The sequence below is a fragment of the Micromonospora sp. NBC_01655 genome, from assembly GCF_026339755.1.
Lineage (GTDB): Bacteria > Actinomycetota > Actinomycetes > Mycobacteriales > Micromonosporaceae > Micromonospora.
Map to the genome: position 1 here is coordinate 6,612,833 of NZ_JAPEQF010000001.1, position 24,835 is coordinate 6,637,667.

A 24,835-nucleotide genomic window follows, 5' to 3' on the forward strand; every position below is an offset into this window, starting at 1 on the left:
CGCCGGGCGGGACGCTTCCCCGCCAAGTTACTGGCAAGTTAACGTTGGTTCATGCCGACTGAGTCGTCCCGCGACGCCGTCATCGTCGCCACCGCCCGGTCCCCCATCGGCCGGGCGCACAAGGGTTCGCTGCGCGACGTCCGCCCCGACGATCTCGCCGCCACCATCGTCCGGGCCGCCCTGGACAAGGTCCCCCAGCTCGACCCCACCGAGATCGACGACCTCTACCTGGGCTGCGGCCTGCCCGGCGGCGAGCAGGGCTTCAACATGGCCCGGGTGGTCGCCACCCTGATGGGCCTGGACGGCCTGCCGGGCGCCACCCTGACCCGGTACTGCGCCTCCTCGCTGCAGACCACCCGGATGGCGATGCACGCGATCCGGGCCGGCGAGGGCGACGTGTTCGTCTCCGCCGGCGTCGAGATGGTCTCCCGGTACGCCCGGGGCAACTCCGACGGGCTGCCGCCCGAGGCGCAGGCGCTGGTGGGCGGCGGCTGGGAGAACCCGAGCTTCGGGGCGGCGCGGGAGCGGTCGGCGCGGCGCGGACAGGGCGGCGCGGAGGTCTGGACGGACCCGCGCGGGTCCGGTGAGCTGCCCGACGTCTACCTGGCCATGGGGCAGACCGCCGAGAACCTGGCCCAGGTGTACGACGTGACCCGCGCCGACATGGACGCCTTCGGCGTGCGCAGCCAGAACCTGGCCGAGAAGGCGATCGCCGACGGCTTCTGGGCCCGCGAGATCACCCCGGTCACCACTGGCGACGGCACCGTGGTCGGCGCCGACGACGGGCCCCGGCCCGGAGTCACCCTGGAGGGGGTCGCCGGGCTGAAGCCGGTGTTCCGCCCCGACGGCCGGATCACCGCCGGCAACTGCTGCCCGCTCAACGACGGCGCCGCCGCCGTGGTGATCATGAGCGCCCAGCGGGCCCGGGACCTGGGCATCACCCCGCTGGCCCGGATCGTCTCCACCGGGGTCACCGCCCTGTCCCCCGAGATCATGGGCCTCGGCCCGGTCGAGGCGTCGCGGCAGGCGCTCGCGCGGGCCGGGATGACCATCGACGACGTCGACCTGGTCGAGATCAACGAGGCGTTCGCCGCCCAGGTGATCCCCTCCTACCGGCAGCTCGGCATCCCCGAGGAGAAGCTGAACGTGATGGGCGGGGCGATCGCCGTCGGCCACCCGTTCGGCATGACCGGCGCCCGGATCACCGGCACCCTGCTCAACGCCCTGGACTGGCACGACGGGTCGGTCGGCCTGGAGACCATGTGCGTCGGCGGCGGTCAGGGCATGGCCATGGTCCTCGAACGCCTCGGCTGAGCCGGGTCCACCGGCGGGCCGGGCGGGTACCGGACCCGGCGGCGGTCAGAGCGCGGTGCGGGTCGCCGTCACCTCGGCGGCGGCCCGGGCCAGCAGATCGGCGGCCGGGGCTGCGGTCAGCAGATCGGCGGCGACCACCCGGAGCTGGTCGGGCAGGGCGAGGTCGTTGCCGAGCCGGGGCACCGCCCGGCGGGGCTGCCCCTCGGCGTCGGCGGCGAGGTTCGCGAGCTCCTGCACCAGCCGGTGCACCAGGTCGGCCCGGGACACGTTGCCGCCCCCGGCGACCGCCGCCCAGCGCGGTTGCTGCCAGTGCCCGACCTGACGGACCAGCAGTCCCACCGCCCGGTCCAGTTCCGCTGCGCTCACCGCGCCGAGTCTAGGGCCGCCGCCGGGTCGGTGGCGACGGGCAAGCGCCGTGGCCCGGGCCCGACGGGCGGCGGCCGGCCCGCAGACGACGGCGCCCGCCGCCGCGGGTCGCGGGGGCGGGCGCCGTCGGCGACGCGGGTCAGTCGTCGCCCTGGAAGTAGCTCAGCAGGCGCAGGATCTCGATGTAGAGCCAGACCAGGCTGACCAGGATGCCGAACGCGGCCGTCCAGGAGTAGCGCTGGGGCAGGCCCATCCGGACGCCCTCCTCCACCTCCGCGAAGCTGAGCACGAAGCTCAGCGACGCGACCACGATGCAGACCAGGCTGAAGCCGATCGCCAGCGGGCTGCCGTCACGCAGGCCCGTGTTGACGCCGAACAGCGACAGCACCAGGTTGATCAGCATCACCGCGAAGAGACCGACCATCGCCGCGACCATGCCGCGGACGAACTTCGGCGTCGCCCGGATGACCCGTGCCTTGTACAGCATGGCCATCAGGAAGAACACGCCGAAGCTGGCCACCACGGCCTGGAGCACGATGCCGTCGTAGAGCGAGTTGAAGGCCTTGCTCACCATGCCGACGAAGACGCCCTCGACGACGGAGTACGCGACGACCAGCGCCGGGTTCGCCATCCGGGAGAACGAGATGATCAGGCCGAGCACCAGGCCGACCACTGCCGCGCCGATCCAGGCGACGCCGAGCAGCGAGTCCGGCACGAGCACCCAGGCCGCCGCGGCGGACACGCCGAGGATGCCGAGGAGCGTGACGGTCTTGACCACCACGTCGTCGATGGACATCGGCGTCACGGTGGGCGGCGCGGCCGGGTATCCGGTCGCGCCCGGGTACTGCTGGGGATAGCCGGGCTGCCCGTAGGGCCCGGTTGGGGCGTACCCGGTGGCGCGTTCCCGCTCGGCCGCCTGGCCGAGTCGGGCGAGCACCGGGTTCGAAGTCTTCACTGTCTGGCCTCCCTCAGGGGGTCGTCGCACGTGAACGTGCCCTTCAAGGGTAAACGCCACGATCGACGCCGTGGAGATCACCGAGCGAGGCAGGAGCTGTGAAGAAGCTGAGAGGCGGGGTGCCCGGGGCGGGGGTCGAACCCGCACGCCTTGCGGCAGCCGCTTTTAAGGCGGCCGTGTCTGCCGTTCCACCACCCGGGCGGGGTACGCCGACGCGTCGACACACATCGGTGCAGTGTCACCGTAGCGGGTCCGCGACGACCCGGCGTACTCCGTTTCCGCTGCCGCACTAGGGTCGAGGCGTGAGCAGCGCAGCCCCCACGGCCCCCGACGCCGCCCCCGACCAGGCACTCCGTTCCGATGCCCCGGCTCCGGCCGGTTCCCGGTGGGCCAGGCTCGGGGACGCCGCCGCCAGACACCGGGCCGACCTGCTCGTCGGGCTGCTCTTCGCGGCCCTCGCGGGCTGGCTCACCCACGGCCTGTGGCCGGACCCCGCCGGCCGGGTGCTGGCGCTCAACCCGGAGGACCAGGCCCTGTACGAGTGGTTCCTGGCCGTCGACTCGCGCGCCCTGCTCGGCGACTTCGGTCTGCTCACCGACCGGCTGAACGCCCCGGACGGGGTGAACCTGATGGCCAACACCACGGTCATCGCCCTCGGCGTGCTCTTCGCCCCGGTGACCCTGCTGTTGGGCGCGCCGGTCACCTTCGCCCTGCTCGCGGCGCTCAACCTGGCCGGCACCGCGCTCGCCTGGTACCTGCTGTTCACCCGGGTCCTCCGGGCCCGCCGGGCCGCCGCCGCGCTCGGCGCCGGGCTGTGCGGCTTCGGCCCAGGAATGATCTCGCAGACCAACAGCCACCTGCACATGACCGCGCAGTGGCTGGTCCCGGTGATCATCTGGCTGGTGGTCCGGCTGCTGCGCGCCGCCGACCCGCTGGGCCGGGTGGGCCACCGGGTCGGCCGCCCCCGGGGCCGGGCGGGCGACGCGAGCGACGCGGGCGGGACGGGTCCGGACCGGCGCCGCATGCTCACCTCCGCCGTCGGCCTGGCCGCCGCGGTCAGCGTCCAGGTCTTCGTCGGCGAGGAGGTGCTCTTCCTCTGCGCGGTGACGCTGCTGGTGATGGCGGTCGCGTACGCCCTGGCCGACCGGGCGCTGCTGCGCCGGGCGCTGCCCGGCTTCGCCGGCGGGATGCTGGTCGCCGCCGGGCTGGCCCTGCTGGTGCTGGGGTACCCGCTGTGGTTCCAGTTCGCCGGCCCGTTGGGCGTCGCGGACGGGATGTTCAGCCCGCACTACTTCTCGGCCGACCTGAGCAGTTGGTGGACCGTCTCCCCGCTGTCGGTGGTGGGCAGTGACGAGGCGGCCCGGCTCACCACCGGTCCGGCCGAATACAACACCTTCCTCGGCTGGCCGCTGCTGGTGGTCACCGTCGGCTGCGCGGTCTGGCTGGGCCGCCGCCCGCTGGTGATCGCCTGCGCGGCGGGGGCGCTGGCGATGGGCGCGCTCTCGCTCGGCCCGGACGTGGTCCTCGGCGGCGACCGGACCACCGTCCCCGGCCCGTACGCCCTGCTCGGTGGCCTGCCGGTGGTCGACGGGGCGCTGCCGATGCGGTTCGCCCTGGCGGTGCTCCCGGTGACCGCGACGCTGCTGGTGCTGGCCGTGGACCGGGCGCTGCGCGGCACCGGGGCGGCCCGCCGGCTGGTCCCGGCGGCGGTCGGGGTCGCGCTGCTGCCGGTCCTGCCGGCACCGCTGCCCACCGCCGAGCGGCCGGCCCTGCCGGAGTTCGTCACCGGCGGCCACTGGCGGGAGTGCGTCCGCCCCGGCGGGGTGCTGGTGCCGGTGCCGCTGCCCACCCCGAAGGATCCGTGGCCGATGCGCTGGGCGACCGCGGCGGACGCGGCCTTCGGCATGCCGGAGGGCTTCTTCATCGGCCCGTACGGCCGGGGCGACACGGCCGCCATGGGCACCTGGAAGCGGCCCACGTCGGCCCTGCTCACGGACGTGGCGCAGCGGGGCGGCCAGCCCGTGGTCGGCGACGCGGAGCGCCAGCAGGCCGCCCGGGACGCCGACCGCTGGGGCGCGTCCTGCTTCGCGCTGGCCGAGGGCACGCCCCGCGCCGACGACCTGCGGGCCGTCCTGGACCAGCTCTACGGCCCGTCCACCCGGATCGCCGACGCCTGGGTGTGGCGGGTCTGAGGTTGCGTACGAAGAGGGCCCCCTCGGCGAGGGGGCCCTCTTCGTACGGGCTCAGACGCGGGGGGTGATCGGCTGGGACGCCTCGACGAACTCCTCGCGCGGGTCGTGCAACTGGCCCAGGGCGACCACCTCGCGCTTGAGGAAGAACGCCAGCGACCAGTCGACCACGACCCGGACCTTGCGGTTGAACGAGGGAATCCGGCTCATGTGGTACGTCCGGTGCATGAACCACGCCGGCCAGCCGGTCATCTTGATGCCGTACACCTGGGCCACGCCCTTGTACAGGCCGAGGCTCGCCACGCTGCCCGCGTGCTTGTGCTTGTAGTCCACCGGCTCGCGCCCGCGGACCACGTTCGCGATGTTGTCGGCCATCCGGGCGGCCTGGCGCACCGCGTGCTGGGCGCTCGGCGAGCAGAAGTTGCCCGGCTCCTTGGTCAGGTCCGGCACCGCCGCGCAGTCGCCGGCGCTCCACGCGCCCTCGACCACCCGGTCACCGTCGACGACCTGGAGCGTCGGCAGGCAGGTGACCCGGCGACGCTCGTCGCGCGGGAAGTCGGTCGCGTCGAGCATCGGCGACGGCTTGACGCCGGCCGTCCAGACGATCGTGTCGGAGCGGAAGCTGTCGCCGTCGGAGAGCTTCACCACCCCGTCGACGCAGGACTCCAGGCGGGTGTCCAGCCGGATGTCCATGTTCCGCTTCAGCAGCTGCTGCACCGTGTAGGCGCCCATGTCCCGATCGACCTCGGGCAGCACCCGCTGGGTCGCCTCGACCAGCACCCAGCGCATGTCCTCCGGCTTCAGCTCCGGGTAGTAGCGCAGGGCGTCCCGGGCCATGTCCTCCATCTCGGCCAGCGCCTCGATGCCCGCGTACCCGCCGCCGACGAAGGTGAACGTCAACGCGCTGCGCCGGACGTCCGGATCCGGCGTGGCGGCGGCCACGTCGAGCCGGTCCAGCACGTGGTTGCGCAGGTAGATGGCCTCGCCGATGGTCTTGAAGCCGATGCCGTGCTCGTGCAGGCCGGGGATCGGCAGCGTCCGGGAGACCGCGCCGGGGGCCACGACCACGTGGTCGTAGGCGATCTCGGTGGTCGGGCCGCTGATCGGCTGCACCGTGGCCACCTTGCGGTCGTGCTCGATCCGCGTGACCGTACCCGCCACCACCTTGCACCGGCGCAACTCCCGCCGCAGCGGCACCACGGAGTGCCGGGGGGAGATGTTGCCCGCCGCCGCCTCCGGGAGGAACGGCTGGTACGTCATGTGGGGCTGCGGGTCGACGACGATGACCTCAGCCTCACGCGAGGAGAGCTTCTTCGACAGGCGCAGGGCGGCATAGAGACCGACATGCCCGGCACCGACGACAAGGATCCGCTTCGGATTCACGTCATCTATCTTTCCCCGGGCGGCTCGGCTAATCCCGTCCGAGACCCCCTTCTGTGACCGAGCACAACACCTGTGACCTGCGCGACGTACCTCTAACGTCCCGCTATCTGCGACGCCACAGCCACCCCAGCAGCGCGCTGAGCGCCACCGCGCCCAGCAGCCCCACGACCGTCGCGGCGAGGAAGCCGCGGTCCGCGCCGAGGCCGGACACCTCGACGAGGAGCACCCCGAGCGCCGCCGAGGCGAGCAGCACTCCGCCGGCCCGGGAGAGCCAGCGCACGACCAGCTCCGGGTCCACCACCGCGTCGTACGGCAGCAGCGCGGCCAGCGCGCACAGCGAGTGGGCCAGGTAGAGCGCCACCGCCACGGCCAGCAGCCGCCACAGCGCGATCGGCCGGTCGTACCCCTCGGTGGCCAGCAGCCACCCGCCCACCGTGACCAGGGCGGCGAAGGTCGGCCAGAGGCGGCGCGGCGCGATCGCCGGCAGCAGCGCCACCACCGCGAGGGCGGCCAGCGGCCGACCGGTGAGGACCTGCACCGGGTACGCCAGCAGCAGGCCGGCCAGCACCGTGCCGAAGATCCCGGCGCGGACCAGCAGCGGCGCCGGGCTCACCCGGACCACCGCCGAACGCGCCGCCCGGGCGCGTTCCGTCACCACCTCGACCGGGTTCACCGGTTCCGCCCCTTCGTCCCCGTGGCCGTCACCGGGCACCCACCCGGGGGGCGGTGGCCAGCCGGGCCACGTCCCGCAGCACCTGGTCCAGGCTGCCCGCGCCGGCCCAGCGGACCACCGGCACGCCGTGCTCGCGAAGCTGGCCGATCATGGTGTCCCGGTCCAGCCGCCACAGCCGGAAGGCCACCTCGGCCCAGCCCTGCCGGCCCGGCGGCGCGAGGTCGGCCGGCAGCGTGTCCACGGCCACCACGAACCGCCCGGACCGGGCCAGCCGGGCCAACATCTGGGCGGACCGCTCGTCCAGCAGCGGGGTGAGCACCACCACCAGCGCGTCCGAGGAGAGCAGTTGCGGGCCGAAGACCTGGTCGTACGGCTCGTGCGGGGACGACTCGGCCCGCACGTCGAGCAGCCACTCCAGCACCGTCAGGTACTGCCGGCGGCCGGTGGCGGGGCGCAGCCGGCGGGCCGCCGGCCCGTACTCCAGCATCGCCACCCGGTCGCCGCGGTGCAGGTAGTGCTCGCCGATCGCGGCGGCGGCCCGGACCGTGGTGTCGAGTACCGAGGCGGTCCCGCCGACGCCACCGGAGCGGCCCGCCTCGGCGAGCACGTCGAGCAGGACCACCACCTCGGCGTCCCGGTCCGACAGGGTGGCCGCCACGTGCAGCTGCCGGGCCCGCAGCGAGACCCGCCAGTCGATGCGGCGCAGCCGGTCGCCGGGGCCGAAGACCCGCACGCCGGCCAGCTCGCCGCCCTCGCCGGGGCGGCGGGAGTGGTGCGCGCCGACCAGTCCGGCGGCCCGGGGCATCGCCTCCACCGCCTCGAACGGTTCCGTCCTCGGGTACACCCGCACCCGGGCCGGCTCGGTGACCGCCGCCCGGGAGACCAGCAGCCCGCCGGCGGCGGCGACCCGGGCCCCGGCCGGGCCGACCGGGTGCCGGCCCCAGCGCCGCGCCTTCCCGGTCAGCTCCAGGTCGACGGCCGTGCCGGTGTCCACAACGGTGACGAAGGGCCGGTCCACGCCGCTGCGGGACAGGTCGACCCGGGCCCCGCCGACCCGGGCCCGATCCACCGGCAGCCAGGGCGAGACGCGGGTACGGACCACGGCCACGTCGTACCCGACGGTGTCCGGGTTGCCGACGGTGACCGTGCCGGTGAACTCGCCGCCCTCGACCAGGTGACCCTCGTCGGCGGCGACCCACACCTGCGGCCCGGCGGTCGGCCGGCGGCGCAGCGCGTACGCGGTGCCGAGCGCGAACGGCGCGGCCAGCACCACCAGGTCGACCCGGCCCAGCAGCACCCCGGCGATCAGCAGCAGGCCGGTGAGCAGCACCGCCCGGCCGAGCGCCCGGGTGGGCGCCCAGCCCGCCGCCGGTTGCTGGCCCTCGTCGGTGGGCACGGCCGTCAGCGTCCCGGCCGGCCGGCTGCGTAGCTCGGGAGCGCGCCGCTGGCCGGGGCCGGGGTCTGGTCGAGCACCTCGCCGACCACGAAGGACGGGTCGACCCGACGCAGCCACATCTCCGGGCGCAGCGTGATCCGGTGCGCCAGGGCGGGCGCGGCCACCTCCTTGACGTCCTCCGGCACCACGTAGTCCCGGCCGGCGAAGACCGCCCGGGCGCGGGCCAGCAGCAGCAGCGCCAGCGAGCCGCGCGGGGAGGCCCCGACCAGCACCGACGGGTGCTCCCGGGTGGCCGAGGTCAACTGCACGATGTACCGGCCGATGGAGTCCTCCACCACCACGTCCTCCAGCGCGGCCTGCATGGCCCGCAGGGTGGCGGCGTCGACCACCGGCTTGATGTCGGCCTCCTCGCGGCGGCGGCCGATCCGCCGGCGCAGCACCTCCCACTCCTCCTCGTGGTCGGGATAGCCGAACGACACCCGCAGCAGGAACCGGTCGAGCTGCGCCTCCGGCAGCGGGTACGTCCCCTCGTACTCGATCGGGTTGGCGGTGGCCAGGACATGGAACGGCTCGTCCAGCCGGTAGGTGACGCCCTCCACCGAGACCTGTTTCTCCTGCATCGCCTCCAGCAGCGCCGACTGGGTCTTGGGCGGGGTGCGGTTGATCTCGTCGGCGAGCAGCAGGTTGGTGAACACCGGGCCGGCGCGGAAGGAGAAGTCGCCGCTGCGCTGGTCGTACAGGAACGAGCCGGTGACGTCGGCGGGCAGCAGGTCGGGGGTGAACTGGAGGCGGCGGAAGTCCAGCCCGAGGGCCTGGGCGAAGGAGCGGGCGGTCAGCGTCTTGCCCAGCCCGGGCAGGTCCTCCAGCAGCACGTGGCCGCCGGCCAGGATGCCGGCGAGGACCAGCTCCAGGGCGTCCCGCTTGCCGACCACGACCGAGCCGACCGCGTCCAGCACCGCCCGGGCCAGGCGGCCGACCTCGGCGGTGGGCACGGTGCGGTCCACGTCGTTCATCAGATCTTCTCCAGTTCGGCGACGATCGCCGCGAGGTCGCGCGACGACGGGGTGCGGCGGGGTGGGGTGTCCAGGAACGTCGAGAGCCGCTCCCCGAGCAGGGCGCGGGCACGGGCCGGGTCGGACTCGCGGGTCACGCCGTGCCGCTGGCGCAGCCGCTCGTCGGCCAGCTCGCCGAGTCGGGGCAGGATCCGTTCGGCGAACCGCTCCGGCCGGCCCGACGACCAGTCCAGCGGCCGTTCCCAGCCGTTGATCGCGGCGCGCAGCGCGTCCCGGGCCGCCCAGTGGTAGTGGCCGTCCTCCTCGCCGGCGGGCGCGCGGGCCCCGCCCCGGGGCGGGGGCGGCGGGGCGAGCGCGGCGGTGACCCGGCGGACGGCGAGCAGCGCGACCACCCCGGCGACGACGACCGCCAGCGAGACCTGGAGGCCGACCGTGCGCAGCCCGGCGACCACGACCGCGGTGAGCGCCCCGGTCACCGCGACGGCCTTCAACCCGCCCCTGACCCGGCCACCCCGGGTGGCCTGGGCCTGCGGCGCCGGCTCCTCCTCGAAGGCGAGCAGGTCGTCGATGCTGGTGCTCACGCCGGGGCCCCCTCGACCGGCGCCCCGGCGGCCACCGCCGTCAGCTCGCCGCGCAGCCGGCGCAGCGCCGCCCGGGCCTGGTCGCGGGTGCGTTCGTCGACCGGGCGGGTGGCGTACCGGGCCTCGCGGTAGACGTGGGCGAACTCGGCCAGCACGTCGGCGCTGACGATCGCCGGCACCCCGGCGTCGGGGTCGCCGCGCAGCAGCCGGGTCACCAGGTCGGTGGGGGTGTCGCCGGTCCGCCGGTCCACCCCGGCCGCAGCGGCGGCCTCCTCCAGGCGGACCCAGCAGGCGATCACGGCGGTACGCGGATCGACGTCGGCGTCGTCCAGCTCGACGAGGCCGGCGTCGAGGGCGGCGACCACCTCGCGGGCGGTGCCCTCGGCGGTGCGCCGGGCCCGGCTGGACGGCAGCGCCCGGGTGGTGCGCCGGGCCACCCCGCGCGCCAGCGTCCAGGCCAGGTAGCCGAGGGCGACGGCGATCGCCAGCCCGAGCAGCGCGACGGCGACGGTGCCGAGCCACTCGGGGAGGTGCGCGCGGGTGGCCTCCCCGGCGTCGCGCGGCTCGGCCGGGATCGAGGGCGGCGGGGCCACCGACGGGTACTCCGGCACGTACGGGATGTTGTCGGCGGCGGGCGGGATGCGGCTGGCGCCGAGCGACGAGTGGCCGGCGGCCAGCGCGGCGACGGCGAGCAGGACGGTCACCGCGCCGACCGGCCACCACCTGCGCAGCACGCTGAGGTCCATCGCCACCGCCCCACGCCGTCAGTCCACTCCGGCCAACTGCTTCGCCCGGGCGAACACGTCGTCCAGCATCCCCGGCGTCAACCGCCCGGTGAAGGTGTTCTGCTGGCTGACGTGGTAACAACCGAGCAGCGCCGGTGCGGTCGTGCCGGACCAGTGTGCCCCATGGCCGAACGCCGGTCGCGGGCTGGGCGGGCGGACCCCGTACACCTCGCGCAACGCCGGCCACCACGCGGCCCAGGCGAACGCGCCCAGCGCGACCACGACGCGCAGGGTGGGTCTGATCAGCGCGACCTCGCGGTGCAGCCACGGCGCGCAGGTGTCCCGCTCGGCCGGGGTGGGCTTGTTGTCCGGTGGCGCGCAGCGCACGGCGGCGAAGATCCGGGTGTCGCGCAGGGCGAGCCCGTCGGCGGCGGCGACGCTGGTCGGCTGGTTGGCCAGGCCCGCCCGGTGCAGCGCGGCGAAGAGCACGTCGCCGGAACGGTCCCCGGTGAAGATCCGCCCGGTGCGGTTCCCGCCGTGCGCGGCGGGGGCCAGGCCGAGGATCGCGAGCCGGGCGTCGGCCGCGCCGAAGCCGGGCACGGGCCGCCCCCAGTACCGCTGGTCGCGGAAGGCCGCCCGTCTCGTCCGGGCGACCTCCTCCCGCCAGTCGACCAGGCGCGGGCAGGCGAAGCAGTCGCTGACCGCGCCGTCGAGGTCGGCGAGGTCGGTCGCCCGCGCGGCGCGCGCGACCACCTCGTCCGGGGTACGGGTCTCAGCCAAGCTTCGCCCGGAACAGTTCGAGGGTGCGGGCCCAGGCGGTGGCGGCGGCCCGCTGGTCGAAGTTCTCCGGCCGGTCCTCGTTGAAGAACGCGTGCGCGGTGCCCGGGTAGTCGTACGTCTGGCAGCTACCGCCGGCCGTCTCGACGGCCCGACGGACGGTCTGCACACCGTCCGCGGTGGAGGTGCCGTCGGCCTCCGAGCAGTGGATGACGGCGGCCTTGCCCGCGTACCCGTTCCACTGCGGGCTCATCCCGTCCCAGGGCAGCCGGGGGTAGAAGGCGGCGGTGGCCACGATCCGCTCGGACCGGGTGGCCGCCCAGAGGGCCAGGCTGGCACCGGCGCAGAACCCGGCGCAGCCGGACTTGCCGGCGACCTCGGGCCGCCCGGCCAGGTACTCCGCCGCCACGGCGATCTCCGCCGACGCCTCGTCCAGCTGCGCGCTGTTCAACATGTGCCGAGGCTCACTGGGCCGGCTGGCCGGCAGGCCGTGCCGGAAGTCCGGGGCGAGGGCGACGAAGCCCGCCTCGGCGAACCGGTCCACGACCGACCGGATGTGGGGCACGAGGCCCCACCAGTCCTGGATGACGATGACCGACGGGCTGGCCGCACCGGTGGAGGGTATCGCGAGATACCCCTCGCTCGTCCCCCCGTCGCTGGCGAAGCTCACCATCTCGCCCATCGGCCGTCCTCCTAGCGGTCAGTCAACGTTGGCTGGTCGCAGGGTGTTCCTACGTGCCGGTAGCCTGCCACGCCGCGGCCGCCGCCGGGAAGACGCCGGAACAGTGGCATTCACCTCCTGTTCCCCCACCGGTGACAGCTGGTATGCCGAAGGCTGTCTCCCCGGCAGCCCCGCCCGCTGTCTCCGGTACGCCGACGGCGGCGCGGTTCCGCGCGCCGCCGTCGCCGCCGGCACCGGGCCCGTTTCGGGTCCGGGCCCGGCACGTCGTACCGGCCCGGTCAGGCCGCCTTCCTGGTCAGGCAGAGCAGGTAGCCGGTGCTGCCCGGCTTGATGTTGTAGAAGAAGTAGCCCTCCTGGCCCGGCTGGAGGAACGGCTCACAGGCCTTCCCCGTCCGCGCCTGGGCCTCGGTCTGGCCGTCCACCCGACCCACCACGGTGTACACGGCCTCGGTCGACGTGCACGCGACCACCTCGGCGCCGCTGGCGTCCTTGCGCTCGCCCTCGGCCACGTCGGGCAGCTCGGCGAGGCAGTCGCCCGCCTTCGCGTCGGCGGTGCCGTCCTTGTCGAACGCGGCGGCCACGGCGGTGCCGAGGCCGAACTTGAGCGCCGCGACCACCCCGATGGCGAGCAGCGCGCCGACCACACCGAGCACCTTGCGGCCGGCGGACCGCTTCGCCTCCGGCTCCTCCGCCCGCTGTTCCGGCAGCCCGGCGGCGGCCGGTGCGGCGTCGCCCGGCAGCCCGGCCGGGGCCGACGCGGCGGCTTCCGGCTGCGCGGCGGCAGCGGGCTCGGCGGCGGCGGCGGCCGGCGGCGCGGCAGGCTTCCCGGCCGGTTCCCCCGCGGACGGCTCACCGGCGACGGCCGGCGGCTCCGCCGTGCGGTCGGCCGGCGGGTCGGCGGGTCGCGGCGCGTCCTCGGACGGCGGGTTGGCGGGCGGTGCGACCTGCTCTGGCACTGAGGTTCCTTCCGAGGGGTGGATGAGCAGACGACACCGTAGCGATCAACATCGAGAGACGCTGTCCCGTTCGGCTCGTCCGTTCAGTCAATTTCCACCCCCGGTTCACCTCGGTCACGGACGAACGCGTCGGGGCGTCCGGCGGCCCGGACACCCCGACGCGTGGCGGGTAAAGGCGGATCAGGAGGTGGTCGTGGGCGACGCGGTCGGAACCGGCCCGCCGGGGGCGGGCAGCGGGTCGATGGTCGCCGCCGGCGATGGAGTCGGCCCGACCGTCGGCGTACCGGGCGGGGTCGGGCCCTCGGTCGGCACGGCGGACGACGGGACCGGCCCCACGGTCGGCGGGCCGGACGACGGGACCGGCCCGACCGGCCCGGTCCGGAACGGCGCGTGCTCCGGGCAGTACGGGTACGCGGGCACCAGCGTCTTCGTCTCCTCGGGCAGCCTCTCGCGCACGCACTCCCGGTACCCGAGCCGGATCGGGTTGCCGTCCTGGTCGAACAGGCGGGCGTTCTCCACCAGCCGTCCCTCGCTGTCGTAGACGAAGACGTCGCGGACGTACGGCACCTGCACCGAGGTGGGCTCGTAGCCGGACTCGTTCCAGCCGAGCCGGTCGTCCGCGTCGACGAAGCCGGCGAACGCGAAGACGGCGAGGACCGCGGTGCCGGCGCCCACCGCGATCCGGGGCCAGCGCCCCAGCGTGGGGGTGCGCCTGCCCAGCCACACCGAGGCCACCACGCAGACGGCGAGCAGCAGCAGCGCGGCGAGCGAGCTGCCGCCCAGCCGGGGCAGCAGCCCGAACGGCGCGCCCGTGGTGATCACCGTGATCAGCATGGCGGCCAGGTACCCGCGCAGGATCCACCAGGCGGGGCGGAGCAGCCGCAGGTACTCGCTCGCCGCGGCGTACCCGAGGATCGGGCCGATCCGCAGGTCGGTCGCGCGCAGCCGGGCGCGGAGCCAGGAAGCGACGGCGGCGGCCCGCTGGTCCAGGTTGCGGGCGGCGGCCGGGCCCCCCGCGCCGGCCGCCGCCCGCAGCTCCGCCGCGTACGCCTCGGGCGTGCCCAGCCGGTCGGCCAGCGGCCCGTCGCCCTCGGCGGCCACCTCGGCCAGGTGCTCGGCCAGGTCCTCGGTCAGCTCGTCCCGGACCGTCGGCGGCAGGTCGGCCAGCGCCGCCCGGACCCGCGTCACGTAGTCCACGATCTCCTGCTCCATGACGGTCATGCCGTCACCCCCCGATCGTCGAGCAGTGTGTCCATGGTGGTGGCGAACGAGCGCCAGAGTTTGCCGGAGCGGGTCAACTGGTCCCGGCCGGCCGCGTTCAGCGAGTAGTACTTGCGGTGCGGGCCGGACTCGCTCGGCACGACGTAGGTGGTCAGCAGGCCGGCGGCGAAGAGCCGCCGCAGCGTGCCGTAGACCGAGGCGTCGCCGACCTCGCCCAGGCCGGCCTCCCGCAGGCGGCGCAGGATGTCGTAACCGTAACCGTCCTCCTCCCGGAGCACGGCCAGGACCGCGAGATCCAGCACGCCCTTCAACAGCTGCGTGGTATCCACGCACTGCACACTACTGTGCAGTGCGAAATACCGCAACGATCTCGGCGACCACGGAGAGCACCTGTCGCGTACCGGCGTCCCGCCCGGCGTGTCGCGCCGGTGACCAGCAGACGATCAAGGGGCGGCCCGAGTGGAGCGGGCGGCGGGCTTCACCCAGGGCGATCGCGAAGTCGGGCGGGAGCGCTTCGATCAGGAGGTCTAGGGCCCTGGCGTGGGTGCCGCTCAACGGCTGGTATGCCTTCCGGTGCCTATGGAGCTGAGTCGGATACGACATCACCCACGCCCGCCGCGATCGGCGACCGCAAGCGACGACCCGACGGGGCGGTGGGTAACGCGACGGCGGTGGCCCGACCGGCGGTGATGACGTAAACGACTCAGCTCCATAGGCGCCGCCCCAACGGCATCGACCGCCCCACCCACAGCTCCACCCCGGGCCACGACCCCCGGGCCAACCAGGGACCGCGCCCACGACAACGCAATGATCCTGGGGCTTCACCCCGCACGCGCCCGTGCACGAGACCGGGGTACGGGTTGACGGTGGGCCGGCCGCTCACTGGCCGGATTGTTCAGCCACTGCAACCCGGCAGCCATGACGAACAGGGACCGCCGGGCAACCGCGTCCCCACGCCTGTCGAGCTGGTAGCCGTCCGCCCAAAGCCACCCGTCGTACGTAGGCCAGTCATGAACCCGAATCACGCGGAACACGATCGGCTTCACGAACTGAACACTGGCTGCCCGGGTGAGGTGGAGGAGCCTCCCGACTTCGGCACCCGAGGCTCAGTCATCGGACTTGTCCGGGTCACGCGTGTCCGCCACGATTTCTTGAGCCTCCAGCAGGAGACCAACCCACGCCAGATGCCGTTCCGACATGCCTGGGTCGACAGGGCGGTTGCGGCTGTTCAGCTCCAGAACGCCCGCCTGAACCCACGCACCCATGTACGTGATGGCCTCATTGGGAGCTTTGGCGAATTCCTTCAGCATGGCCGCTCGCCGCGGAATGCAGGGCCACGGCTCCCCGCACCCGAGACAGGGCCCACCCGGGTACTCCGGAGGGTGCTCCTCCATCACCACCGGTCCCCACCGGCGCTCCTGCTGCCGACCTTGGGGGCGGGCAGGCGGACGACCCGAGGCCGGCAGCCATGGCCGACGGCAGCGTTCGACGCGTTCGACGTAGTCATCCCCCGATCGTGATACCAATGTTGGCGGTCGTCAACCCCGATCGCTGTTATCGATCGTCCGACAATCGCCGATACCTACCGTCAACCCATGGGTGAGTTCGTGGGGATCGCTGAGATACGAGGCATGCTCGGCGGTGTGTCGCGTGCCCGTGCGTCCGTGGTTGCCTCCCGGCGCGACTTCCCCGCCCCCTACCAGGTGCTGGTGATGGGGCAGATTTGGCGGAAGACCGACGTCGAGAAGTGGATCAAAGAGCACCGGCCAGACCTGGCGACAGACTGATAAGGACCCTGGCGGGGCCCCTTGTTGCTCTAAAGTCGTCAGCCGTCGAGCGCCGGCGACAGCCGCCGGACGCCGGGCCGGAGAAGCGGCGATGCCGGGGGTCGGTCAGCCGACGGTGGGCAGCAGGCTCCAGGCGATGCCGTCGAGGATGTCGTGCTCCGAGGCGACCACCGAGGACATCCCCGCCCGCTCCATGATCACCCGGAGCACCAGGGCGCCCGCCCCGATCACGTCGGCCCGCCCCGGGTGCATGACCGGGGTGGCGAGGCGCTGCTCGCGGGTCTTGCCGAGCAGGTCGACGGTCACCCGGGCCACCTCGTCGTACGACACCCGGGCGTGGTGGATGCGCTCCGGGTCGTACTCGGTCAGGCCCTCGGCGAGGGCCACGACGGTGGTGACCGAGCCGGCGAGCCCGACCAGGGTGGCGGCCTGCCGCCCCGGCACCGCCTCCAGCGCGCGATCCACGGCGGCCGTGATGTCGGCCTGCGCGGCGGCTACCTCGGCCGCGCCGGGCGGATCGCCGTGCAGGTGCCGCTCGGTCATCCGGACGCAGCCGATGTCCACCGAGATCGCCGCCTCGACGCCGCCGGAGGGGGTGCCGACCACGAACTCGGTGGAGCCGCCGCCGATGTCGACGACCAGGTACGGCGCCTTCGCGTCGGCGGGCAGACCGCGCACCGCGCCGGTGAAGGAGAGCCGCGCCTCCTCGTCGCCGGTGACCACCTCCGGGGTGACGCCGAGGGTCTGCTCGACCATGGCCCGGAAGTCCCCGGCGTTGGAGGCGTCCCGGGACGCCGAGGTGGCGCACATCCGCACCCGCCCCGCGCCCAGCTTCCCGATCTCGGCAGCGTACGAGGCCAGGGCCACCCGGGTCCGCTCGATCGCCTCGGGCGCGAGCCGGCCGGTCCGGTCGACGCCCTGGCCGAGCCGGACGATCTCCATCCGGCGGCTCAGCTCGACCAGCGGCGCCTCCGGCCCGGCGCAGGGGTCGGGCAGGTCGGCGATCAGCAGTCGGATCGAGTTGGTCCCGCAGTCGATGGAGGCCACACGCGTCGTCACGGCAGCAACCCTACGACAGCCGCCCCGCGCGCCACGTCACGCGTTCCGCCGCGCCCCCGACGGCGGCGCGGCAGGTCCGGCAGCCACAGGGCCGTGCCGGCGAGCAGCAGCGCCGACAGCAGCGGCAGCCGCCACCACCAGCGCACGCTGGCCGGGGGCGGGTCCGGCGGGTCGGCCACCCACGGGCGGGCGGTCTTCGCCCAGGCCAGGAACGCGTCGCCGACCGGGAGGACGCCGAGGGCGTACCGGCGGGTCGACGGGGTGTCCACGGGCAGGCCGACGAGGTCACCGTAGTTGGCCAGCGCCCCGGCGAGCGCGGCGTCGCCCTGGGACTGGGCCGCGCCGAGGGCGACCACGGTGGCCGACAGGCTCACCCCGAGCAGCAGCGGCCCGGAGTCCACGTCGGCCGGCCCGGCCGTCCCGTCCGGGTACTCGCGCACCGCCGGGCCGAGCCCGAGCGGCGTGGCCACGAACCGGTCCCGGAAGCGCAGGTACTGCTCGCGGGCGAAGGCGGGGTCGACGTCGACCAGGAAGCGCTGGATGACGCTCTGCGACGTCGCCCGGGCCACCTCGGCCGGGGCACCGGTGGCCAGGTCCACCCGGTGCGGCAGCAGCCCGGTGCCCGGGTCGAGGCGCTGCCGCACGCCGTCCAGCCAGCGTGTCACGGTGCCGGCGAAGCGGGGCGGCAGCAGCGCGTCGTGCAGCCGCAGCGAGGCGACCGCCACCGTGGAGTCCACCGGCCACGCCTGCCCCGGGTACGCGGCCAGGTACGGCGAGGCGGACCCGTCGAACGCCGCCCCGACGGCCGCCGACGCCTCGGCGAACCGGGCCGCCTCGGCCGGGTCCCGCCGGTCCGCCGGTTGCAGGGCGAGCACGCCCCCGCGCAGCCAGTTCGTCCAGCCCTGCCAGAAGATCCCGTACGCGGGGGTCAGGCCGGGGTCGAACGGGGCGGTGCCGGCCGGCGACTCCAGCCGGGCCAGGGCCCAGCGGGCCTCGCGCAGCGCCGTGGCCCGCCGCCCGACGGGCTCGCGCAGGCCCAGCTCGACCCGGGCCAGCCCGTACAGGGCGTGGGCGAAGAACCAGCCCTCGGGAAAGAGCGCCTGGGCGTCGGAGCCCGCGCCGTCGTCGAGCGCGGCGCGCAGGAAGGTGAGTTGCCGGGCCACCCCCGGCGGCTCGCCGTCCGGGCCGGCGGTGGCCGGCGCCAGGAGGCGCACCGCCCCGAGCAGGGCGACGGCGCTCAGCAGCACCGCGCAGACCCGACGAACGACGCTCACCAGGACAGCATGACCGGGGTGATCAAGGGCCTACAGGCGCAGCAGCATCCGGGTGTTGCCGAGGGTGTTGGGCTTGACCCGCTCCAGGTCCAGGAACTCCGCGACACCCTCGTCGTACGAGCGTAGGAGCTGCTCGTAGACCGGCTGCGGCACCGGCGCGCCGTCGATCTCGGTGAAGCCGAACGAGCCGAAGAACCGGGTCTCGAAGGTGAGCACGAAGATCCGGGCCACCCCGATCTCCCGGGCCGCGTCGATCAGCTCGCCGACGATCCGGTGCCCGAGCCGCCGGCCCCGGTACGCCGGGTCGACGGCGACCGTGCGGATCTCGGCCAGGTCCTCCCACATCACGTGCAGCGCCCCGCAGCCGACCACCGCGCCGTCGTCGTCGACCACCCGGAACTCCTGCACGTCCTCGTACAGGGTGACGGTGGCCTTGCTGAGCAGCCGCCGGTCGTCGGTGTAGGTGTCCACCAGCCGCCGGATGCCGCGCACGTCCGAGGTGCGGGCACGGCGCACCGCGAGTTCGTCGGGCGCCGGCATGCTCACTCGCCCGCCGGCACGTCCACGCAGGGACCGGCGGCCCACCACTTCTCCACCAGCGCCAGCGTCTCGTCGCCGAACGGGTTGACCCCCGGGCCCGCGCCGAGGGCGTGGCCGAGGTGCACGTGCAGGCACTTCACCCGGCCGGGCATGCCGCCGGCCGAGATGCCGGCGATCTCCGGCACCTCGCCGATCGCGTCCCGGCGGGCCAGGTAGTCCTCGTGCGCCGCCCGATACCGGGCGGCCAGCTCCGGGTCGGCGGCCAGCCGCTCGGCCATCTCCTTCATCAGCCCGGCCGACTCCAGCCGGCTGCACGCGGCGGTCGCCCGGGGGCAGGTCAGGTAGAACAGCGTCGGGAAGGGCGTCCCGTCGGCCAGGCGCGGGGTCGTCTCCACCACGTCGGGCAGGCCGCAGGGGCAGCGGTGGGCGACCGCCCGGGTGCCGCGCGGGGTGCGTCCGAGCTGGGCGGCCACCGCGGCCAGATCGCGCTCGGTGGCCGGTTTCCGCTCCGGCGGGGGTACGGAGTCCGCCGCCGGGTGCTGCGGGGGTACGACAGTCACGGTGCCCATCTTTCGTCGGTGCCCAGTCGGTGCTGTGCTCACTGGCCGGGGCGGTCGGCGTTCGCCGCCCGCACGCTCGACCACAGGGTGTCGTACCAGGGGTCGGGGGCCTGCGGCTGGGCGGGGGGTTTCCCGCCGCCCGCGTCCCGGGCCGCGCCGGCCGGGTCGTTGAGCACGATCACCGGGACCTCGCCCGGGTAGACCATGTAGAACCGCTCCCGGGCCTGGATGCGGATGTACTCGTCGTCCTGCCACTTGTCCGCCTCGGCGGACAGGTCGGCGATGAGCTGCCGCTGGGCGGCCTGGGCCGCCTCCATCCGCTCGATGTCCGCCTGCTGGTCCAGGTAGACCCGGACGGGGTAGGTGTAGGCGAGGGCGAGGGCGATCAGCACCGCGAAGAGCACGGTGGCCCGCCCGGTGAAGCGCCGGGGGTGGGGTGCGGAGAGCCGCTTGACGCTGCCGCCGGCCGCCGTGCGACGGGCCGCGGCGGGGCGGTTCGCGGAGCGTACCTGGTCGGCGGCGCGGGCCGAGCCGGGCGACCGGCCGGCGGCGCGCGCCTCCGCGCGGACGCCGTCGCGGGTCGACGTCCGGGCACGGGCCCCGCCCGGCCGGCCGGAGTGACCCGGCCGGCGGGCGGGACGCTGACCACCCGGCGTGCGGCGCTGCTGCATCGTCACACCCCTCCCCCGAGGCTCGGTGGGCGTCTCAGGCGGAACGGTAACGCGGGAAGGCGCCCGCCCCGGCGTAGCGCGCCGCGTCGGCCAACTCCTCCTCGATCCGCAGGAGCTGGTTGTACTTGGCCACCCGGTCGGAGCGGGCCGGCGCGCCGGTCTTGATCTGGCCGCAGCCGGTGGCCACCGCCAGGTCGGCGATGGTGGTGTCCTCGGTCTCGCCGGACCGGTGGCTCATCATGCAGGAGAAGCCGGCCCGGTGGGCCAGCTCGACCGCGTCGAGGGTCTCGGTGAGCGAGCCGATCTGGTTGACCTTCACCAGCACCGCGTTGGCGGCCCGCTCGGCGATGCCCCGGGCGATGCGCTGCGGGTTGGTGACGAACAGGTCGTCGCCGACGATCTGGATCCGGTCGCCGACGGCGGCGGTGAGGGTGGCCCAGCCGCTCCAGTCGTCCTCGGACAGCGGGTCCTCGATGGAGACGATGGGGTAGTCGCCGACGAGCTTGGTGTAGTAGTTGCTCATCTCCTCGGCGGACTTGGCCACGCCCTCGAACGTGTACGTGCCGTTGTCGAAGAACTCGGTGGCGGCCACGTCCAGGGCGAAGACGATGTCGGTGCCCAGCCGGTACCCGGCCTTCTCGACCGCCTCGGCGATCAGGTCCAGCGCGGCGGCGTTGGTGGGCAGGTTGGGGGCGAAGCCGCCCTCGTCACCGAGCCCGGTGGAGAGGTCCTTCTTCTTCAGCACGGACTTCAGCGCGTGGTAGACCTCCGCGCCGGAGCGCAGCGCCTCGCGGAAGCTGGGCGCGCCGATCGGCGCGATCATGAACTCCTGGATGTCGACGTTGGAGTCGGCGTGCGCCCCACCGTTGAGGATGTTCATCATCGGCACCGGGAGCAGGTGCGCGTTCGGGCCGCCCAGGTAGCGGAAGAGGCTCAGCTCGGCGCTGCCGGCCGCCGCCTTGGCCACCGCCAGGGAGACGCCCAGGATGGCGTTCGCGCCCAGCTCGCCCTTGTTGTCCGTGCCGTCGATGTCCAGCATCCTCTGGTCGATCAGCCGCTGCTCGCTGGCCTCGTACCCGATGAGCTGGTCGACGATCCTGTCTTCGATGTTCGAGACCGCCTTCTCGACGCCCTTGCCCTGGTAGCGGCCGGCGTCACCGTCGCGCAGCTCGATCGCCTCGAAGGCGCCGGTGGAGGCGCCGGACGGCACCGCGGCGCGGGCGATCGTGCCGTCGTCGAGCCCGACCTCGACCTCGACCGTCGGGTTGCCCCGCGAGTCGAGAATCTCCCGGGCGACGATTCCCTCGATGGTTGCCACTGAGTCGCTCCTCGTATGTGTGGTTCCGGTCCGGTATGGGCCGCGACGGTGCGGCTGAGGCAGGTGTTGAACGCAGCGTATCGGGCGGCGGCTCGGCGCACCGCGTCGCCCGGCGTACCGGGGCGGAGGGCCGACGTCGGACATTCCCGGATTCTCGGCCCTCAACCGGCAACGGGTTTGCGCGACACGGACCCGATCGACAAGGCTGGTCGCCATGCCCGCCGCCTCGACCACGCTCCGCGCGCTCGCCCTGTCGGTCATCGCGTCGCTCTCGGTCACCGGCTGCCAGGCCCTCGACGACGCCGGACGGGCGATCGGGCGGGCGGACCTGGTCAACGACCTCGCCGCCCGGCTGGACCGGGCGTTGGAGCTGACCTACTCGGCCGACTACCAGCTCTCCGGCGGCCGGACCGCCTCCATCGCCCAGGGCCAGGACCCGGCCCGCTCGGCGTACACCTGGCCGGGCGGGAGGCTGACCGTCACCGCCGAGGCCACCACCCGGTGCGAGACCGGCGGGGCCCGGACCGTGTGCACCCTGCTCGCCCCGCCCGCGACCACGGCGAAGCCCTCGGTGGCCCTGTTCACCGAGGCCAACCAGCGGGGCCTGGTCACCCCGCCGGTGGTGCTCGGGCTGCTCACCGAGGCCGCGCTCGACCCGGAGGCGGTCGTCGCCCAGAACGACACCACCCTCGCCGGGCACCACGCCACCTGCCTGGAGGTGCAGCGCTCGGCCGGCGACTTCACCGCCTGCGTGACCACCGAGGGCGTGCTCGGCAGCTTCACCGGCAAGCTCGACGACCGGCCGGTGGAGCTGGCCCTGACCCGCTACAGCGACACGGTCGACGGGGCGAGCTTCGCGCTGCCGGCCGGCGCCGGCGTGGTCGACCGTCGTTCCGTCAGCTCGTGACCGCCGGGCCGACGCCCCTCCGGGGCGGGTTCGTGCCGGGGGCCGACCGGGCCGGGGCGCCGCAGCCCGGGGACCTCGCCCTGGTGGTGGCCGGGCGGAAGCTGCTGACCGGCGCGGAGGGCTTCCCCCGGGTGGCCGAACTGCCCGCCGACACCGCCTGGGTGCCGCTCGGCACCCTCGACGGGGTGCCCGCCTGGGGTGCCGAGCTGGCCGGCGAGGAGGCCCACCCGGGTCGCTGGCGGAGCTGGCGGGCGCTCGCCGCCGAGCTGCCCGCCCCGCTGGCCGACCTGGCCGGCCGGGCGCTGGCCGTGCTCACCTGGCGGCGTACCCACCGGTGGTGCGGGGCGTGCCGGGCCGAGCTGGCCGACGTGCCGGGCGAGCAGTCCCGGCGCTGCCCCGACTGCGGCCTGTACGTGCCGATGCAGCTTTCCGCCGCCGTGCTGGTGGCGATCACCCGGCCCGGCCCGGCCGGCAGCCCGGACGAGCTGCTGCTGGTGCGGCACGCGGACGGGCCGGCGAAGCTGTGGGCGCTGGTCGCCGGGTACGTGGAGGCCGGCGAGTCGCTGGAGGCGGCGGCCCGCCGGGAGGTCGGCGAGGAGGTGGGGCTGACCCTCGACCAGGTCTCCTACTTCGGCAGCCAGCCCTGGGCGGTGTCCGGGCCGGGGGTGCTGCTGGCCGGCTTCACCGCGACCGCCGCCGACCCGGCCGCCGAGCCGGTCGTCGACGGGAGGGAGCTGGTGCAGGCCCGCTGGTTCCCGCTCGACGCGCTGCCGGCGGAGCTGCCCTCGGCGTACTCGATCTCCCGGTGGCTGGTCGACCACGTCGCCGCCCGCCCGGCGGGCTGACCCGCCCCCCGCCTCACACGCCGAGCAGGGTGCGCAGGTGGCGCGGGGGCGGGCAGTCGTGGGCGAGCATCGCGTCGTGCCACTCGCGCACCGACACCCCGGCGGGGCGCAGCGCGGCGATCTCGGCGATCTCGCTGTAGCCCACGAAGTAGGTGGAGAGCTGGGTGGAGGTGAGCAGGGCCCGCCGCCACTTGCCGGCCGCCTCGCCCTCCTCCTGGAAGCCCCGGCCCGTCATCAGCGCCATCGCCTCCGACTCGGGCAGGTCGTCGCAGTGCACGAGCTGGTCGAGCAGCGCGTTGATGGTCATCCGGAGCTGCATCTTGAGCTGCTGCAACCGCACCGGCAGGCCGCCGAAGCCGAGGCCGGCCATCAGCTCCTCGGCGTACACGGCCCAGCCCTCGATGAACGGCCCGGACTCGGCGAGCGCCCGGACCCGGGTGGAACCGGCGTACCGGCGGGCGTGGGCGAGCTGGAGGAAGTGCCCCGGCATCGCCTCGTGCACGGTCAGATTGCGGATCATGTGGTCGTTGTACTCGCGGTAGAACGACTCGACCCGGGCCGCCGGCCAGTCCGCCGGGGTGGGCGCGATGCAGTAGAACGTGGGCACGGCCGCCGTCTCCAGCGGGCCGGGCGAGTCGCAGTACGCCACCGCCACGCCCCGGGCGAACTGGGGCATCTCCTGGATCACGCACGGGTCGTCGACCAGGGTGACCAGGTCGTGCGCGCGGACGAAGTCGGTCGCCTCGTCGAGGGTTCCCGAGGCCAGGTCGACGATGGTGTGGTCGTCGGGGTGCTCGGCGGCCAGCAGGTCCAGCGCCCGGCGTACCGTCTCGTCGTCGGCCGGGCCGCCGACCAGCTCGACGGCCGCCTCGCGGATCTCGGCGGTGACCCGCTCCAGGTTGGCCCAGGCGCGGCGCTGCACCTCGGCGGCGCCCAGCTCGGTGTCGAGGGTGTGCCAGAGCCGGGCCTCCCAGCGCCGCCGGCCGAGCCGGGGGTCGCGCCCCGGGCCGGCGTCGGCCGCCAGGCCGATGCGCAGCCAGGCCACGAACTCCTCCAGCGCGGCGATCGCCGCGGTCGCCGCCGGTTCCACCCGGTCGTACAGCGCGGGCGCCTCTGCCAGCAGCCGGGGCACCTCGTCGCGGACCAGCGCCGCCGTGCCGGTGAACTGCCCGACCGCCGTCTCGGCGTGCACCCGGGGCATGTCGCGCAGCGTCGCGCGCGCGGTCGCCAGGGCGTCCGGTACGGCCGCGAGCCGGCCGGCCAGGCTGGTCAGCCGCACCTCGGCCGGGGCGTACGGGCGGGCGAGCAGGGCGTGCAGCAGCGGGCCCGGGTTGTGCCGCAGCGGGTCCCACTCGTGCGCCCGGATCTCGTCGGCCTCGAACAGCTCCCGGTCGATCAGGGCGGTGAGCAGGGCGTGGTCGACCCGCTCGTCGACGTCGAGGGAGTCCGGGTCCAGCTCGGCGAGCGCGTCGGCCGCGTCCCGGAGCATCCCCCGGTCGGCGGCGACGGCGTCGGCGGACAGGTCCGGCAGCCGCCCGTCGCACCGATGGTCGCCGGCGGACGCGGCAAGGCCAGGCCGCGACTCCAGCACCGCATCGACAACCCGCTCCGCGAGCGGCACGAACTCTTCCACCCCCCGACCC

27 protein-coding genes and 1 tRNA gene are annotated in these 24,835 nt (G+C 74.7%); 5 read left to right on the forward strand and 23 right to left on the reverse strand.

All coding sequences use genetic code 11. From position 1 onward, the window contains the following. The first annotated feature begins 51 nt into the window (after nt 1–51). On the forward strand, nt 52–1,314 hold the full coding sequence (locus OOK41_RS29085) for an acetyl-CoA C-acetyltransferase (protein WP_117671263.1): 1,263 nt from the start codon (nt 52–54) through the stop codon (nt 1,312–1,314). Between the two features lie 45 nt (nt 1,315–1,359). Here OOK41_RS29085 and OOK41_RS29090 read toward each other — a convergent pair whose 3' ends face one another. The 3 genes from OOK41_RS29090 to OOK41_RS29100 form a co-directional block, all read right to left on the reverse strand. Continuing rightward, a complete protein-coding gene (locus tag OOK41_RS29090) occupies nt 1,360–1,680 on the reverse strand; it encodes a hypothetical protein (RefSeq protein WP_266267418.1) in 321 nt (106 codons plus the stop codon). A 139-nt stretch (nt 1,681–1,819) separates the two neighbouring features. After that, nucleotides 1,820–2,635, reverse strand: coding sequence for a Bax inhibitor-1/YccA family protein (locus tag OOK41_RS29095; RefSeq protein ID WP_117671259.1), 816 nt, complete (start codon nt 2,633–2,635; stop codon nt 1,820–1,822). 120 nt (nt 2,636–2,755) lie between these two features. Next, a tRNA-Leu gene (locus tag OOK41_RS29100) sits at nt 2,756–2,836 on the reverse strand. 101 nt (nt 2,837–2,937) lie between these two features. On the opposite strand from OOK41_RS29100, the gene OOK41_RS29105 reads away from it, so the two are divergent. Next, on the forward strand, nt 2,938–4,827 hold the full coding sequence (locus tag OOK41_RS29105) for a hypothetical protein (RefSeq protein WP_266267419.1): 1,890 nt from the start codon (nt 2,938–2,940) through the stop codon (nt 4,825–4,827). A gap of 51 nt (nt 4,828–4,878) precedes the next feature. Here the strand turns inward: OOK41_RS29105 and OOK41_RS29110 are convergent, their stop codons facing one another. From OOK41_RS29110 to OOK41_RS29170, 13 genes are all read right to left on the reverse strand, one after another. Beyond that, a complete protein-coding gene (locus tag OOK41_RS29110; RefSeq protein ID WP_117671255.1) occupies nt 4,879–6,207 on the reverse strand; it encodes an NAD(P)/FAD-dependent oxidoreductase in 1,329 nt (442 codons plus the stop codon). A 103-nt stretch (nt 6,208–6,310) separates the two neighbouring features. Beyond that, nucleotides 6,311–6,880, reverse strand: coding sequence for a hypothetical protein (locus OOK41_RS29115; protein WP_266267420.1), 570 nt, complete (start codon nt 6,878–6,880; stop codon nt 6,311–6,313). Nucleotides 6,881–6,908: 28 nt separating this feature from the next. Next, nucleotides 6,909–8,285: a DUF58 domain-containing protein gene (locus OOK41_RS29120; RefSeq protein ID WP_117671322.1), complete on the reverse strand. Its 1,377-nt coding sequence runs from the start codon at nt 8,283–8,285 to the stop codon at nt 6,909–6,911. Continuing rightward, nucleotides 8,282–9,289, reverse strand: coding sequence for a MoxR family ATPase (locus tag OOK41_RS29125; RefSeq protein WP_266267421.1), 1,008 nt, complete (start codon nt 9,287–9,289; stop codon nt 8,282–8,284). The genes OOK41_RS29120 and OOK41_RS29125 overlap by 4 nt, the downstream gene beginning before the upstream one ends. Then, the gene (locus OOK41_RS29130; RefSeq protein WP_117671251.1) at nt 9,289–9,870 is read right to left on the reverse strand and encodes a hypothetical protein; all 582 of its coding nucleotides are present in this window, start codon (nt 9,868–9,870) and stop codon (nt 9,289–9,291) included. Before OOK41_RS29130 ends, OOK41_RS29125 begins: the two co-directional genes overlap by 1 nt. Further along, nucleotides 9,867–10,616, reverse strand: coding sequence for a DUF4129 domain-containing protein (locus tag OOK41_RS29135; protein WP_117671249.1), 750 nt, complete (start codon nt 10,614–10,616; stop codon nt 9,867–9,869). The genes OOK41_RS29130 and OOK41_RS29135 overlap by 4 nt, the downstream gene beginning before the upstream one ends. A gap of 18 nt (nt 10,617–10,634) precedes the next feature. Further along, nucleotides 10,635–11,375 carry a uracil-DNA glycosylase gene (locus OOK41_RS29140; RefSeq protein ID WP_323136244.1) on the reverse strand — a complete coding sequence of 247 codons (741 nt, stop codon included), beginning with the start codon at nt 11,373–11,375 and terminating at the stop codon, nt 10,635–10,637. Continuing rightward, complete coding sequence (locus OOK41_RS29145) at nt 11,368–12,054, reverse strand: dienelactone hydrolase family protein (protein ID WP_117671246.1); 687 nt, start codon at nt 12,052–12,054, stop codon at nt 11,368–11,370. The genes OOK41_RS29140 and OOK41_RS29145 overlap by 8 nt, the downstream gene beginning before the upstream one ends. A gap of 278 nt (nt 12,055–12,332) precedes the next feature. Beyond that, entirely contained in the window at nt 12,333–13,010 is a 678-nt protein-coding gene (locus OOK41_RS29150) for a hypothetical protein (protein ID WP_266267422.1), read from the reverse strand. A 180-nt stretch (nt 13,011–13,190) separates the two neighbouring features. After that, nucleotides 13,191–14,231, reverse strand: coding sequence for a hypothetical protein (locus tag OOK41_RS29155; protein WP_266267423.1), 1,041 nt, complete (start codon nt 14,229–14,231; stop codon nt 13,191–13,193). Then, a complete protein-coding gene (locus OOK41_RS29160) occupies nt 14,228–14,560 on the reverse strand; it encodes a PadR family transcriptional regulator (protein ID WP_117671319.1) in 333 nt (110 codons plus the stop codon). Before OOK41_RS29160 ends, OOK41_RS29155 begins: the two co-directional genes overlap by 4 nt. Nucleotides 14,561–15,052: 492 nt before the next feature. Beyond that, the gene (locus OOK41_RS29165; protein WP_117671242.1) at nt 15,053–15,277 is read right to left on the reverse strand and encodes a hypothetical protein; all 225 of its coding nucleotides are present in this window, start codon (nt 15,275–15,277) and stop codon (nt 15,053–15,055) included. Nucleotides 15,278–15,337: 60 nt separating this feature from the next. Next, nucleotides 15,338–15,541, reverse strand: coding sequence for a hypothetical protein (locus OOK41_RS29170; protein ID WP_266267424.1), 204 nt, complete (start codon nt 15,539–15,541; stop codon nt 15,338–15,340). A gap of 285 nt (nt 15,542–15,826) precedes the next feature. On the opposite strand from OOK41_RS29170, the gene OOK41_RS29175 reads away from it, so the two are divergent. Next, nucleotides 15,827–16,018 carry a hypothetical protein gene (locus tag OOK41_RS29175; RefSeq protein WP_201753284.1) on the forward strand — a complete coding sequence of 64 codons (192 nt, stop codon included), beginning with the start codon at nt 15,827–15,829 and terminating at the stop codon, nt 16,016–16,018. Nucleotides 16,019–16,123: 105 nt separating this feature from the next. Here the strand turns inward: OOK41_RS29175 and OOK41_RS29180 are convergent, their stop codons facing one another. Genes OOK41_RS29180 through eno form a run of 6 tightly spaced genes read right to left on the reverse strand, consistent with a single transcriptional unit; the run spans nt 16,124 to nt 21,440 of the window. Continuing rightward, entirely contained in the window at nt 16,124–17,065 is a 942-nt protein-coding gene (locus OOK41_RS29180; protein ID WP_266268034.1) for a Ppx/GppA phosphatase family protein, read from the reverse strand. 8 nt (nt 17,066–17,073) lie between these two features. Then, complete coding sequence (locus tag OOK41_RS29185; RefSeq protein ID WP_266267425.1) at nt 17,074–18,351, reverse strand: hypothetical protein; 1,278 nt, start codon at nt 18,349–18,351, stop codon at nt 17,074–17,076. A 30-nt stretch (nt 18,352–18,381) separates the two neighbouring features. After that, the gene (locus OOK41_RS29190) at nt 18,382–18,891 is read right to left on the reverse strand and encodes an amino-acid N-acetyltransferase (protein ID WP_266267426.1); all 510 of its coding nucleotides are present in this window, start codon (nt 18,889–18,891) and stop codon (nt 18,382–18,384) included. Between the two features lie 2 nt (nt 18,892–18,893). Next, the gene (locus OOK41_RS29195) at nt 18,894–19,451 is read right to left on the reverse strand and encodes a DUF501 domain-containing protein (protein WP_266267427.1); all 558 of its coding nucleotides are present in this window, start codon (nt 19,449–19,451) and stop codon (nt 18,894–18,896) included. Nucleotides 19,452–19,489: 38 nt separating this feature from the next. Further along, entirely contained in the window at nt 19,490–20,122 is a 633-nt protein-coding gene (locus OOK41_RS29200) for a septum formation initiator family protein (RefSeq protein WP_117671310.1), read from the reverse strand. A gap of 34 nt (nt 20,123–20,156) precedes the next feature. Further along, a complete protein-coding gene (gene eno, locus OOK41_RS29205) occupies nt 20,157–21,440 on the reverse strand; it encodes a phosphopyruvate hydratase (RefSeq protein ID WP_266267428.1) in 1,284 nt (427 codons plus the stop codon). Between the two features lie 214 nt (nt 21,441–21,654). On the opposite strand from eno, the gene OOK41_RS29210 reads away from it, so the two are divergent. After that, on the forward strand, nt 21,655–22,347 hold the full coding sequence (locus OOK41_RS29210; RefSeq protein ID WP_117671232.1) for a hypothetical protein: 693 nt from the start codon (nt 21,655–21,657) through the stop codon (nt 22,345–22,347). Beyond that, the gene (locus OOK41_RS29215; protein ID WP_266267429.1) at nt 22,344–23,192 is read left to right on the forward strand and encodes an NAD(+) diphosphatase; all 849 of its coding nucleotides are present in this window, start codon (nt 22,344–22,346) and stop codon (nt 23,190–23,192) included. Before OOK41_RS29210 ends, OOK41_RS29215 begins: the two co-directional genes overlap by 4 nt. Before the next feature lie 13 nt (nt 23,193–23,205). Here OOK41_RS29215 and OOK41_RS29220 read toward each other — a convergent pair whose 3' ends face one another. Further along, a complete protein-coding gene (locus OOK41_RS29220) occupies nt 23,206–24,825 on the reverse strand; it encodes a DUF885 domain-containing protein (RefSeq protein ID WP_266267430.1) in 1,620 nt (539 codons plus the stop codon). Nucleotides 24,826–24,835 lie beyond the last annotated feature (10 nt).

Bases quoted from the DNA above. Each gene is read 5' to 3' on its own strand.
- OOK41_RS29085 (WP_117671263.1), top strand. From the start codon at position 52: ATGCCGACTGAGTCGTCCCGCGACGCCGTCATCGTCGCCACCGCCCGG.
- OOK41_RS29125 (WP_266267421.1), bottom strand. From the start codon at position 9,289: ATGAACGACGTGGACCGCACCGTGCCCACCGCCGAGGTCGGCCGCCTG.
- OOK41_RS29135 (WP_117671249.1), bottom strand. From the start codon at position 10,616: ATGGACCTCAGCGTGCTGCGCAGGTGGTGGCCGGTCGGCGCGGTGACC.
- OOK41_RS29145 (WP_117671246.1), bottom strand. From the start codon at position 12,054: ATGGGCGAGATGGTGAGCTTCGCCAGCGACGGGGGGACGAGCGAGGGG.
- OOK41_RS29155 (WP_266267423.1), bottom strand. From the start codon at position 14,231: ATGACCGTCATGGAGCAGGAGATCGTGGACTACGTGACGCGGGTCCGG.
- OOK41_RS29170 (WP_266267424.1), bottom strand. From the start codon at position 15,541: ATGCTGAAGGAATTCGCCAAAGCTCCCAATGAGGCCATCACGTACATG.
- OOK41_RS29175 (WP_201753284.1), top strand. From the start codon at position 15,827: ATGGGTGAGTTCGTGGGGATCGCTGAGATACGAGGCATGCTCGGCGGT.
- OOK41_RS29190 (WP_266267426.1), bottom strand. From the start codon at position 18,891: ATGCCGGCGCCCGACGAACTCGCGGTGCGCCGTGCCCGCACCTCGGAC.
- OOK41_RS29200 (WP_117671310.1), bottom strand. From the start codon at position 20,122: ATGCAGCAGCGCCGCACGCCGGGTGGTCAGCGTCCCGCCCGCCGGCCG.
- OOK41_RS29210 (WP_117671232.1), top strand. From the start codon at position 21,655: ATGCCCGCCGCCTCGACCACGCTCCGCGCGCTCGCCCTGTCGGTCATC.